The organism is Anabaena lutea FACHB-196 (assembly GCF_014698305.1).
Classification (GTDB): domain Bacteria; phylum Cyanobacteriota; class Cyanobacteriia; order Cyanobacteriales; family Nostocaceae; genus Anabaena; species Anabaena lutea.
Genome location: NZ_JACJST010000003.1, coordinates 205777 through 218415 on the forward strand (window position 1 = coordinate 205777; position 12639 = coordinate 218415).

Consider the following 12639-nt stretch of genomic DNA (forward strand, 5'->3'; position numbering starts at 1 on the left):
AGCTTAGTCTACTAACTGAATTACACCCCATTGTCCATTCGTCAACCAATGAGGGTCTATTGTTGCTAATTCCACTATAACTTCTGACTTAAGACCTGCGGCAACTTCCGATTTTAAAGTACGTAAAGCCACCATTGGTACAGGTAAATAAGAAACTATATCTGCAAATTTGGTGGTAAAATCCCAATAGCGATCGCCCAACAAGCGCCGATAATTAGCATCACCTTTAACAATTATTAAGTTAGATTTTGCTAATTCATTTTTGAGGGTTTTTGGTATTTCCCAAAATGGTAATGGTGAAGTCCAAAAGTAATCTTCAGTTAAAACTAATTTACCTGAAGCTAGATTTTCTGTTAATCTCTGTCCCAATGCTTGAACTTGAATATTGCCGCTTTGCAATAAAAAATCTTTCGTATAATGCACATCTTTGATCATCGCATCAGATACAAAAGTTGGATGGGGTTTTAAGTGAAGATAAACCTGATTTGCAAAGCCACTACCTAAGAGAAAATCCACCAAACATAAATCACAAATTAACTCAAAACCAGCATTATCAACAACCAAATCAATACAGTTATCCTGTGATTTTGTTAATAACTTAGTAACCGCAAAGGTATCATCTACTAAGATATTATTTAATTGAGTCTGAATATTAAAACGACTCCTGTCATCTTCAAAAGCTGACCATAAACTTAAGTCAACCCGATTTCCCCACAATGCAAAATACAACAAAGCAATTAGAGAAGATTTGCTAGGTTGATTTTCTTGTTGCGACTCATTTAACCATTGCTGCAATTGAGTACACAAAGAAATAATTGAGTCAATTGATGTTTCTAAACCTTGAGTTTTTTGTAACTCAAATGGATCAACACCTTGCCATTCTCCAGGTTTAAAGTAATTAGTAATATTCAGAATCAAACGATAAAAATAAGTTTCTGCAACAAACCAAGGAATATCTACCCAACGTTGATTTTTATATGGTTCTAGATATTTCTCCCAGTCCGAAAAATCTGCACCCGTGTCATTTACTAAAGGTTGTAAATATCCGCTTGGTAGTTCTGCTGCTAGTTTTTCCAAGCTTTGATTTATTTCCGTGGGGAATTTATTTTCTATAATCACACGACGAGCAATATCTGGCATCCGTTGAGTAACTGTATACTCAGTAAAAGAGCCAGCATCTGAACCTACAAGCGGTGCTGGTATTGGTAAATTGGGAATTTGAGGTTTATGCACTAAAAACTGTTACCTCCCGCGAATTTTTAGTTATTCTAACCTGATTTTATTAATAGTTCTACTCAAAGCTGTTCAAAAATTAACTTTGTCAAAAATGCTAAATCCTTTGATTCCATAAGGTAGGGGTCAAGCGCAATGCTAAACCCCTACGACACGTTTAGGTTTTTTCGTAATCTTGTAAAAGTTCAAATCTCTGTCTTTTAGGGTATGAAAATTTATCATCCTGAAAATTAGAAAAAAGTGTTACAGCAGAATTCAGGAGACGCTTCGCAGACCTATGGCTTACGCCACGCTGCGCTATCGGTTCAGGAGTCAGGAGTAAAACTGGCTTGGTGTCTAGGTTTCAATTTTGATTCTGTACCTCATTGATCTGCAATCTGCTGTAATTTGCAAACAGTTAATGACATAGCAACATTGATTAACCTTTTACTAGTTAATTATTCTTCGCTTTGTTTAAAATTAACTTGCTCATATAAGTCATTAAAATCAATTTCAAAATCAACCGTTTGCAGTTTTAAAATATCCGATTCAGATTCATATTCTGTGAATATCCATTTACCATCATCTGTTTTTACATATTGCATGACATGATGTTGATATTGATTGATTAAAATATATTCTTTAAATTCTGGTATTGACCGATAATAAAGAAACTTATCACTTTGATCATAATTGCTAGTTGATTTAGATGAAACTTCCGCAATTAATAAAGGATTCATGACGGTAGTTGTATTTGCTCCCGTGTAAATAGGTTCTCCTTGAATTACCATCACATCAGGATATGTATATTGACGATAACGCGGTATCCACAAACGCACATCACCAATATACACATCATAATTTTTCTTTCTTAAGCCGTATTTTAATGCAGCAGCGAAATTAAGAGCAATTTTATTGTGATTTGTTGTTCCTCCAGTCATGGGTATAATTTCTCCGTCGCGGTATTCGCTTTTATATTCTGCTTTCTCTTCTAGTTCTAGATATTCTTCTGGGGTATAGTGCCGGATTTGTGTTTGCATAATATCAACAGGGAGTTAATTATTGTGATATTAGTGATATTTTATCATATTTAAATGTTAGAATTATGTACATTCTGTTCCTTTAATGTTTATGAATTTTCCTCTACAAATACAACGAAAGATAGAAAAATTGGCAAGCAGTCAGGGAATATCGACTGAGCAGTTTGTTTTGCAAGCCGTTACCGAAAAAATTCATGCGTTGACTCAAAAAAAGGTTGAAGAAGATACTGAACAAAACTCTGATACAACTAATGTAACGCCTCTGAACCAAGCTAAGGTATATCGAAAAGAGGGGATTTTGGTTGTAGATGCAGAATTACCAGAAAACTTTGATTTCAATACCTTCATAGATGAATTGAGAGAAGAGCGCATTCGAGATCAGATGGCTTTATGAAAGTTTTATTTGATACATCTGTCTTAGTTCCTGCATTAATTGTCAATCACCCAAACCATTCTATGTGTTTTTCATGGCTGAAGTCAGCAGAATCTAGAAAAGTTCAAGGCTTTATCTCGACTCACAGTTTAGCGGAAACCTATTCTGTAATCACTCGCTTACCTATTCAGCCACGTCTTACTCCCCAACAAGCTCAGAGCATTATAGTTGATATTTCCCAGTACCTTGAGGCGATTCCACTACTATCTAATGACTATCAGACAGCGATCGCACAAATGGCAAATTTAAACCTTCCCGGTGGTGGTATTTTTGACGCATTAATCGCTCAAGCTGCTATAAAGGCAGAAGTAAATGTTCTCCTAACGCTTAACCCGAATCATTTTACTCGTTTAGGGAGTGCGATCGCTGATATGGTGCGAGTCCCTGATTAAGTGCGATATTTGTCGTCAATCTTGCTATTCATAAAGCTAATTTGAGGAAAAAGACACCATGAATACTGCTAAACTAAGCACTGACGGCATTCATCAAGTCGTAATTTTGCCAGAAGAATTTAAACTCACAGGCACTGAAATTTATATCAAAAAGATTGGTAATGCTATTGTTATCATTGCCAAAGATAACCCGTGGCAATCTCTAATTTATAGTTTAGATAACTTCTCTGATGACTTTATGATTACCAGAGAACAACCGCATCTTGATTAACCTGCAATTTACCAAATAGCTTAATGATGAGGTAAAAATTATGGTAACAGTATCAATTAAAGATGAATACATTGAAGTTTTATCTGCGCTAGGAGATTTACAAGAATCAACGGATTTAGCCCTTAAACAATATACTCTTGATAAGATTGCAGCAAAAATTGCTGAACTTCGTCAACGAGATATTAAGTATCAAGAAAAATATCAGCTAGATTATTCTAAGTTTTGTCAAAAAATATATGAAGACGAAGACTTTATCAAACAAGTAGAAAATTCTGTAAATAAAACATGGGAGATTGATTTGGCTGATTGGGAATTTTGCCACAAAGGAGTTGAAGATTGGATACAAAAATTACAGACTATTTTGCTGACATAGTAAAAATCGCTCAGGTTAATTTTCAGTCGGTTAAGCATACAATAGACTCAACTCCAAAACGAGCCATCTTGCGTTTAGAAGCACAGTATGGAGAGTATCGGGTGTTAATTACAGAATTGTTCAGTGATGAATTGAGAAAATATAGATACTATGTTTTGCGAGGTGATTGGGTTGAAGCTGGTTTTGATAATAGTCCCGATCCTCGTGCTATTCGCTTAAAATATGGTCGAATTGGCAAAGAATATGCGAATGAATATATTCCTCATTTGCATCGAGATGATAAAAATCTGCTATTTTTAACTGAAGAAATGACATTTACAGATTTTGTTGATTGGGTAAAAACTAATCTGGATATATAGCAATCCGAATTGAAATGTGAGAAAATATTGAGACAAAAAGTACCTATTTACAAGACTTTCAGCCATTTTTGTTCTCACGAATGATTTAGGATTGCTATATATTAACTAGGGTTGCCAGATTGTTGAAAAGCTGAATTAAGTTACCTCTTCAAAAACTTCTGCCGCATCTTCACCACAAAACTATTAACCTCCGGTATTCTCAACCAAGCAGCAATAACCGCAAATACCCCAATTCCTACCAAACCAGAAATAGACAACTCAACCAACAAAATAACTAAACCCTTATTTCCCAAAACCTGTTGACAAGCAACCAAAGTCCCGTAACTTGCAACTCCAGCAACCACACTACCAGCAGTTAAACCCAGAATTGGTAAACTCCATTCCCGCAAAGGTAAACCGTTTAATTTACGATTTAACAACCACAACAACATTAAAATTGAACTACAATTTACCCCAACTGTAGCTAACACCAAACCAGGCGCACCAAAAGGCTTAACCAAAATAAAATCTAAACCAACATTGAGTAAAATATTAAAAATGCTAATTCTAAAAGGTGTTTGTCCATCACCTAAAGCATAAAATACCCGAACTAAAACATCACGCCCTAAATAGACAAACATCCCAATACCATAGGCAACTAACAGAGAAGATACTAACTGTGTAGCTTCTTGTTTAAATGCTCCTCGTTGATAAATTACCTGCACAATTGGCTCAGATAAAGCTATCATTAACGCACCCAAAGGTAGCATGGTGACAGCAGTTAATAAAAGTCCTTGACGAATGCGTAATTTTAAATCTGGCCAGTTTTCTGGTTCTGCTAATTTTGCAAATATGGGTAATAAAGGCAGTAAAATAATATTAGAAATAATCCCCAAGGGAGTTTGTACTAATAAATTGGCATAGTTAAAACCTGCTGCTGCACCTTTAATTGGACTGGCAAAATATAAATCTGTGGCAACATTAATCGGCATCATTCCTGAAGAAATTGTTGCCGGAGTCATGATTTTAATTACTTCTTGAACTGCGGGAGATTTAAAATCAAATCTCAGTTTTAATGTTCCTAAACCTAACCGCCACTGAACAATTAATTGTACTAACCATTGGAGAATCGCACCTGCTAAGGTTCCCCAAGCTAATATCATGCCACCGATTAAAGCATATTCTGGCTTGATGATATCTTTGCCATATTGCAAAGCCAAAATACCAATACCAATAACAACGGTAATACTGGATAATAAAGGACTTATGGAAAGTAGCCAATATTGATTTGCGGCATTAAGAGTACCAAACCCAATCCCTATTAAACCAGAAAATAAGGCCATAGGAGCCATTATTTGCAGTTGACGAATAGCTATTTCTCTCGTGGTAGGCTCTAACCCATACCCAACTATATCAATGATTGGTTCTGCCAAGAAAATCTGAGCAACTGTCACCACCAACAGCAACCCACCGACTATGGTTGTCACCGTTTCTACTAAAGGTGCGGCTTCTTCCCGTTTGCGTTTGGCTAAAACACTAACAATGGCACTATGTAAAGGTCCATTTACACCACCTAGTAAAATTAATAGAAAGCCGGGGATAATGTAGGCGTAACTATAAGCAGTAGCAGCAGCACCAACACCAAAAGCAGCAGCTATGGCTTGTTGTCTTACTAAACCAAAGACTTTACTAATTAACGTCGCTGCGGCAACAATACCAGCGATACCAGCGAAAGAACGAGAAGGTTTTTGTTCTGATTGTGTCACTAATAATACCCGAAAACTCTTGCAGAGTGTATATCTAAGAATATTTAACCTGAAATCTTAACATCTGTCAGGTAAATTTTGATAAGTTAAGTTAGTAATTTAGCATCTGATGAGCAATGCTGACTACTGCGGCTATTCTATTTCGGTTATCGGGAAAACAGGTACTATTTTTGACTTAGAAAACTTTTGACAATATTAACTATTTGTTGTTTCTCTTCAAACCCAGAACTATAGACATGACTTAAAGGTACACTTTCTCCAGATTCTAAAATTAAAATCACTCTATAAGTAAATCCACCTTCATCAGCATCAGAACTTTCAACTTTAATATTAACAATTTCATTTAATGAGTACTGAGAAAAACTCTTGCCAAATATTCCAAACCATCGGTAGCTGCTCAGAATTAGGCTATTTGCTTCTTTATTTAAATTGCAGCTAATAAATAAACCTGCTCCTATTATTATTAGAGCTAATAAACTAAAAAATACTGTTATTTCAACTAGAAAATAAATAAGTGACCTATCATCTTTCTGAACTAGTAATTTCTTTTCTAATGGCTGCGCCAAAAAATTATTAATTTGTGATATTATTGACTTTAATTGTTCATGACTAAATCTATCTCTGTATGCTTGTGCAAAAGGAAAACTTTCTGTATTGGTGATTAACTGAATTCGATATTTATAGTAAATTTTTCCATCGCTATCAGTCTCACTTTGTTTTTCCAAATTAGCTCCAATTAATTCAGAAATATGTTTCTGGCTTTTTTCATGACTAAACCAATCAAATTCTACCAATTTACATATAACTGATGATGTCTTCTGCTCAGTGCTTTTAGCAATAATTGGAATATCTATATTTTCTGGAACACGGTCACAATTAAGCTGTGTGATAGGTGTAGCTATCAAGCTAGAATATAAGCAAATTATTGCTATTTGTCCAATAAACAAACCAATAAACCGAAGAAACTTGGGTTGAATAGTAAAGTTCAATTTATCTTGTGTTTGCTCATCAACTTTTATTGTCTTACCCCTGATAAAATACCAATATAACCACAAGTTAGTAATCAATAATACAGCTTGTAAGAGAGGATCTTTACTATCCATATTTAAGTACCTCAGCAAAATTAATTAGACATTTTGCCAAAAAATAAAAATCTCTGTATTCCTTTAGTATTCCCTATTGCCTATTCCTTCCCCTAAATATTCAATTGATTTTGTACGACTATTTATATTTTCAATGCTGACCCGCAAGCTACGTATTCACAAATTTATGCTTAACACTACACTCAGACAATTACAGTGTTGAGTATGCATTAACGACACCCCAAACTATCCCGTGTTGAAACCCCAGTTACAGAATTAACACCATCTGCCCGTTCACATAATAGGGATACTTGATAACGGTCAATCAAAGCATCTGTAAAATCAGCACCTGTGATATCCGCGTCATAAAAACGACTACGGGTTAAGGTTGCTTCTGTGAAAATGGCATTTTTCAGATTAGCACCATCCAAGGTCACTCTATCAACTAAAGCACCTGTTAAATTTGCATCTGCTAAATTCGCTTTTAACAAAACGCCTTTAGTTAAAATCGCGTTAGTTAAATTCGCACCTTGAAAATTTGCCCCTCGCATTTCGGCTGCGACAAAAGTCCCACCGACTAAATCAGCATGAGAAAAATCACCATTTTCTAAAGAGGCGTTGTTATAGTTGATGGTGTTGACTTGAGCAAAAGCAGGTTTGGGATTAATAATTACCCAGAATAAAGCCAACATCAAAATTAATATTAAACTTAATAATCTCAACAAAATCTTTTTCATAAGTTTATTAATTTTCATTTGTAGGGGTAAAGCGCAATGCTAAACCCTTACTGTTACTTATTTTTTGCCAATGACCAATGACCAATGACCAATGACCAATGACCAATGACCAATGACCAATGACCAATGACTATTTCCAATCTTTACCAATCCGAATTGTCAAGTCAGATTCCAAATCTCCAGTTGCTGACACATTGATTTGACCCAAGCCTAAGACTTGTTGTAAGTCAACTCCTGTTTGATGAGTTCCTTTCTGGACAATTATCTGTGTTTGACGTTGGGTATCAGGCCAATCAGGAACGGTGTAAATATTTGTAAAACCTTTTTGTTTGAGATAGGTAATAACTTGTTCCGTTAACTGAGGTTGATTGGAAGCATTTTGAATAGCAATTTTGAGGCGATACACAGGTCTTAAATCTGGCTTCAGACCGGGTACATTCACCCCAACATAATCATTCAATAAGCTTTGTTGTCCATTCATATTCAGCCAATAGCTATTGGGGTCTTTACTGAATTTGCTGAATGTACCTGGTAACATGGTTAATTGAAAATTATCCCGCTCTACCTTCTCGGCAAAATGAGCCAACGCCATCATTTCTTGCATTTTCAGGTTGGTGTCAAAATACTTTCGCATAATGCGAGTTAATTGGGGCAACCTGGGTAAAACTGTGGGACTATTGATTTGTTGCAGCAAAGCGGTTATGAGTGCTTGTTGTCGCTGCACCCGTGGTAGATCTCCTAAACCTGTTTCCCTAAATCTGGCAAATAATTCGGCTTGTTCACCATTAAGAGTCTGCCAACCGCTGACTAAATTTACCGATAAACCACCAGCTTGATCCTTATAATTCATCTCTTGGGGTACAAATACATTTACCCCACCCAACTGATCAACTAATTGTCTCAGTCCACTAGTAGAGATGCGAATATAGCGATCAATAGGCGCATTGTTCAAGGTGCGGCTAACTACCCGTGCGGCTAATACTGGACCACCTTTGGCATTAGCTTCAGATACCTGAGTTAGTCCCTGTTCGGGGATCGAGATCATTGTCCCTCTGGGAATTGAAAGCACGCGAATAGATTGATCGCTGGGATTTAGCCGTATTAGTAACATCGTATCACTGCTACCGGCAAAACTTTCTGGGGAGCCATCAACAGTACCCTTAACTGGTTCAATACCCATAACTAAAATGTTCATGGGTTTTGTTAGTTGGTACTTATGGTGGTGATTGGAGAGTGTACTCCATAAAGACCCAGGTACTTTTACCTGATCTTTAGTATTAGAGGCAAAATCATCATCTTTGACCTGATCTAAATTACTCCACAGAGGAGTCCAAAGTGCTAAACTTGATACTAGCAACCCGGATAAAATGATCCCTAAAACAAAGGTTAATATCCACAGTAGCCAGTGGGGCATCGTCAAACCCAACCGCTCATATATCTGGTTAGGAAGCGCACCCACTGAATCGATGACATTCTGAGAATCATTTATTGGCGGCTTTGGGATTGCCTCTGCCTGTGATTCTGGGACTTGTTGAGGTATGACCTGATTTTCTGTCCGTGGAAATTGTGGCGATCGCACTCCTGGATCTAAAGCTGGTACTTGCTGAGGTATAACTTGATTTTCCGACCATTGAACTTGTTTTATCACAATTCTCTCCCCACTCAACCACTCCCTAAAGGTATGTTAATCCAAGCTACAAATTTTGCCAGAGTAATATGTATCTGTAAGAATTTTAGATTTCCGAAAAGCCGAGTTTAGATTTTTTGGGTACGGTTGCCCTCTTAGTTTTAACTAGGTGATAAATAAAACATTTAAAAAACACTATCCCAACCAAAATTGAATGAATGTACACTTGTATTGTTCTGGAACAGGTGTATATGACAACATGAATAGTTTACTGATCCCTGTAATTCTTGCGGGCGGCAAAGGTGAGCGTTTTTGGCCTCTCAGTCGCCGCCACCGACCCAAGCAATTTTTAAGTCTCGATGGTAGTTCTAGAAGCTTACTCCAAGGAACTGCTGATCGACTACTAACACTTGCAGGTGGTTGGGATCACCTGTGGGTAATTACTTCTAGTCAAATAGCTCAAGGAGTACGAGAACAACTACCCAATCTACCAGAGCAAAATTTGCTGATCGAATCAGAAGGTAGGGATACAGCTGCTGCCGTTGCTTGGACAAGTTTGGAAATTAAAAAGCGTTACGGAGAAGATGCTGTAATTGGCTTTTTCCCTGCTGACCACTGGATTGCTGATCAAGATGCGTTTGTACATACCTTGAGTGCAGCTACCGAGCTTGCGACTAGCACAGCAGCGATTGTCACGTTGGGGATCAAGCCTACTTTCCCATCAACTGGTTACGGCTACATTGAACAAGGTGAAAAGATTGGTAGCTTTAATGCGTTGCCAGCTTATCACGTCAACCGCTTTACTGAAAAGCCCAACCGGGAAACGGCAGAAACTTTTTTATCTACGGGACAATTTAGCTGGAATAGTGGTATGTTCGTCTTCCGGGCTGGAGTCGTTCTGGAAGAACTGCGTACCCATGCCTCAGAAATCATCGAACCCTTAGAGCAACAAGGCCCTGATATATACCCCCAGTTGCCTAAAAAAAGTATAGATTACGCGTTGATGGAAAAAACAAGTCTAGCATATGTTTTACCAGTGGAATTTGGTTGGGATGATTTAGGCGATTGGAATGCGATCGAACGCTTACTCAAAAAAGAAGATCATCCTAATGTTGAATTAGCTACTCATGTAGGACTAGATACTGAGGGAGCGATTATTTATGCCTCCAATCCAGATGATGTAGTTGTGACTATTGGGCTAGATGATGTGGTCATTGTGCGCGATCGCAATGTTACCCTGATAGTAAAAAAGGAACGTACCCAAGAAATTAAGCAGATCCTCAAAATCCTGCAAAGTGATCCCCGGTTTACTAACCTATTGTAAAAGTTAACACCCTTGGTAGAGGCTCAAAAGTCTTGTTCCCAATTATAACTAGATTGTCTATAGTATTCTGTGACATTTAGCTTAAGCAACAACTTTGAGCCTTGAATCCTGGGGATCACTATGAAATTCACTTTTTGTTAAACAAAAACATATTTCTTCATCAAAGATAGTGGCTAAAAAACCAGTAGGCAAGAGTTTTTTTTAAATTTTTAAGTTTTAATTTTTAAGTTTTAATTTTTTGTCTTCATTTCCCAAAAAATGTTCCTAACCCAAACTGTTCCCCGACAACGAGAAATTATTGAAGTAGTCCTCCGCAACGGCTGGGACTATATGCGAAGGTTGCTCACCGGTGGTAAAGCTGATCAACCCCAACTACCTACACCTGCGGTCTTAAAAAACATCTTGGTAGATTTGGGGCCAGTTTACGTCAAACTCGGACAGCTACTTTCTACCCGTCCCGATTTACTTAGCGCTGGTTACATTGAAGAACTCTCAACTCTCCAAGACGAAGTACCCCCAGTTCCTTGGGCTGAAGTAGAAGTAGTGATCCGTAAACAGCTAAAACGCCCACTAGAAGAAACCTTCAACACCATTAATCATGTCCCAGTAGCAGCGGGATCAATTGCTCAAACCCATCGTGCCACTTTAGCAGACGGAAGGGAAGTTGCTCTTAAAGTCCAACGTCCGGGGATCGATGCGACGATTGCTCAAGATATTGCTTTAATTCAAGGAATCGCGGATTTAGTCGCGCGGACTGATTTTGGCCAAAATTACGACATCAAATCCACTGCTGAAGAATTTACTAAAGCCCTAGAAGCTGAGTTAGACTTTACACGAGAAGCAGGATTTACAGACCAACTCCGGCGTAACTTATCCCAAAGTCGTTGGTATGATCCCACACAAATAGTAGTTGCAGAAATTAACTGGGATTTGACAACAGAAAAATTATTGGTGATGGAGTGGTTAGATGGCGTTCCCCTGCTGTCAGCCGATTTAAGTAACGAAAATCCTCAGGATGCTGTCGCCAAACGAACAGCGATCACTACTTTATTATTTAGAGTATTTTTTCAGCAACTATATATTGATGGCTTTTTTCACGCTGATCCCCATCCAGGTAACTTGTTTTATCTCACATCAGGGCGTGTAGCGCTGTTAGACTGTGGTATGGTGGGCAGACTTGATCCTCGTACCCAGCAAATCTTAACAGAAATGTTGTTAGCAATTGTAGATTTGGATGCTCAGAGGTGCGCTCAGTTAACTTTGCAACTTTCCGATTCTGCTCAACCAGTCATTTTGTCGCGGTTAGAAAACGATTATGACCGGATGTTGCGAAAATACTACAATGCCAGCTTGACTGATATAAATTTCAGTCAGATAATTTATGAAATTTTACAAATTGCCCGCAATAATAAAATTCGCTTACCTAGCAATATGGGCTTGTATGCTAAAACTTTAGCAAATTTAGAAGGGGTAGCGCGTACCTTTAACCCAGAAGTGAATTTATTTGATGAAATTAAACCATTAATCACAGACTTGTTTCGTCAGCAGTTATTGGGAGATAATCCAGTGCGATCGCTCTTACGCACCGCTTTAGATATCAAAAGTCTCTCTTTACAATCTCCCCGCCAAATTGAACTATTCTTAGACCGTGTAACATCAGAAACCTTTCAGTGGAACTTATCACTTCAGGGTTTAGACGGTATGCGCCGCACAATGGACGATGTCGCTAACCGACTTTCTTTTAGTATATTAGTAGGTTCCCTAATTATGGGTGCAGCTATTATTTCTAGTCAAGCCCAAACATCTCAGTTATCATTTGTTAGTAATGTTCTATTTGCTGCCGCTAGTTTGTTAGGCTTGTGGTTAATTATTAGTATTTTGCGCTCAGGGCGTTTAAGGTAACTTAATTAACTTAACTAAGGTGGGCAATACTAGATGGTAAATGTGTAAGAATTCAGGAGTCAGGAGTCAGGAGGAGGCAGTGCGGTGGACGGGTTCCCCGGCATAAAGCAACTGCCGTTCAGGAGTCAGAATGCTTATGAAA

Annotated in this window: 13 protein-coding genes; 7 read left to right on the forward strand and 6 right to left on the reverse strand. The window is 37.7% G+C overall.

The genetic code is table 11. The features are described from left to right. Positions 1 to 3: 3 nt before the first annotated feature. Both H6G59_RS05295 and H6G59_RS05300 read right to left on the reverse strand, forming a co-directional pair. On the reverse strand, positions 4 to 1233 hold the full coding sequence (locus tag H6G59_RS05295) for an ARMT1-like domain-containing protein (RefSeq protein ID WP_190712132.1): 1230 nt from the start codon (positions 1231 to 1233) through the stop codon (positions 4 to 6). A gap of 437 nt (positions 1234 to 1670) precedes the next feature. Continuing rightward, positions 1671 to 2252 (reverse strand): Uma2 family endonuclease, encoded by a 582-nt coding sequence (locus H6G59_RS05300; protein WP_190712134.1) that lies wholly within the window; start codon positions 2250 to 2252, stop codon positions 1671 to 1673. 91 nt (positions 2253 to 2343) lie between these two features. Between H6G59_RS05300 and H6G59_RS05305 the strand changes: the two genes are divergently transcribed. The 5 genes from H6G59_RS05305 to H6G59_RS05325 are packed head-to-tail and all read left to right on the forward strand — an operon-like array spanning position 2344 to position 4080. Further along, positions 2344 to 2646, forward strand: coding sequence for a hypothetical protein (locus H6G59_RS05305; RefSeq protein WP_190712136.1), 303 nt, complete (start codon positions 2344 to 2346; stop codon positions 2644 to 2646). Further along, positions 2643 to 3077 carry a type II toxin-antitoxin system VapC family toxin gene (locus H6G59_RS05310; RefSeq protein ID WP_190712138.1) on the forward strand — a complete coding sequence of 145 codons (435 nt, stop codon included), beginning with the start codon at positions 2643 to 2645 and terminating at the stop codon, positions 3075 to 3077. Before H6G59_RS05305 ends, H6G59_RS05310 begins: the two co-directional genes overlap by 4 nt. Positions 3078 to 3135: 58 nt before the next feature. Beyond that, the gene (locus tag H6G59_RS05315; RefSeq protein WP_190712140.1) at positions 3136 to 3348 is read left to right on the forward strand and encodes an antitoxin; all 213 of its coding nucleotides are present in this window, start codon (positions 3136 to 3138) and stop codon (positions 3346 to 3348) included. A 40-nt stretch (positions 3349 to 3388) separates the two neighbouring features. Next, entirely contained in the window at positions 3389 to 3721 is a 333-nt protein-coding gene (locus tag H6G59_RS05320; RefSeq protein WP_190712142.1) for a hypothetical protein, read from the forward strand. After that, positions 3685 to 4080 (forward strand): hypothetical protein, encoded by a 396-nt coding sequence (locus H6G59_RS05325; protein WP_190712144.1) that lies wholly within the window; start codon positions 3685 to 3687, stop codon positions 4078 to 4080. The genes H6G59_RS05320 and H6G59_RS05325 overlap by 37 nt, the downstream gene beginning before the upstream one ends. A 140-nt stretch (positions 4081 to 4220) precedes the next feature. Here the strand turns inward: H6G59_RS05325 and murJ are convergent, their stop codons facing one another. The 4 genes from murJ to H6G59_RS05345 all read right to left on the reverse strand — a co-directional run bounded on the left by murJ (position 4221) and on the right by H6G59_RS05345 (position 9292). Beyond that, the gene (gene murJ, locus H6G59_RS05330; protein ID WP_190712147.1) at positions 4221 to 5825 is read right to left on the reverse strand and encodes a murein biosynthesis integral membrane protein MurJ; all 1605 of its coding nucleotides are present in this window, start codon (positions 5823 to 5825) and stop codon (positions 4221 to 4223) included. A gap of 164 nt (positions 5826 to 5989) precedes the next feature. Continuing rightward, positions 5990 to 6928, reverse strand: a complete 939-nt coding sequence (locus H6G59_RS05335; RefSeq protein WP_190712149.1) for a hypothetical protein — start codon at positions 6926 to 6928, stop codon at positions 5990 to 5992. Positions 6929 to 7137: 209 nt separating this feature from the next. Beyond that, complete coding sequence (locus H6G59_RS05340; protein WP_190712150.1) at positions 7138 to 7644, reverse strand: pentapeptide repeat-containing protein; 507 nt, start codon at positions 7642 to 7644, stop codon at positions 7138 to 7140. Positions 7645 to 7774: 130 nt separating this feature from the next. Further along, on the reverse strand, positions 7775 to 9292 hold the full coding sequence (locus H6G59_RS05345) for an LCP family glycopolymer transferase (protein WP_190712152.1): 1518 nt from the start codon (positions 9290 to 9292) through the stop codon (positions 7775 to 7777). Between the two features lie 238 nt (positions 9293 to 9530). Here H6G59_RS05345 and H6G59_RS05350 point away from each other — a divergent pair, with 238 nt between their 5' ends. Together H6G59_RS05350 and H6G59_RS05355 are read left to right on the forward strand one after the other, a co-directional pair. Next, entirely contained in the window at positions 9531 to 10595 is a 1065-nt protein-coding gene (locus H6G59_RS05350; RefSeq protein WP_190712307.1) for a mannose-1-phosphate guanylyltransferase, read from the forward strand. 258 nt (positions 10596 to 10853) lie between these two features. Further along, complete coding sequence (locus H6G59_RS05355; RefSeq protein ID WP_190712154.1) at positions 10854 to 12497, forward strand: ABC1 kinase family protein; 1644 nt, start codon at positions 10854 to 10856, stop codon at positions 12495 to 12497. The last annotated feature ends 142 nt before the right edge of the window (positions 12498 to 12639 follow it).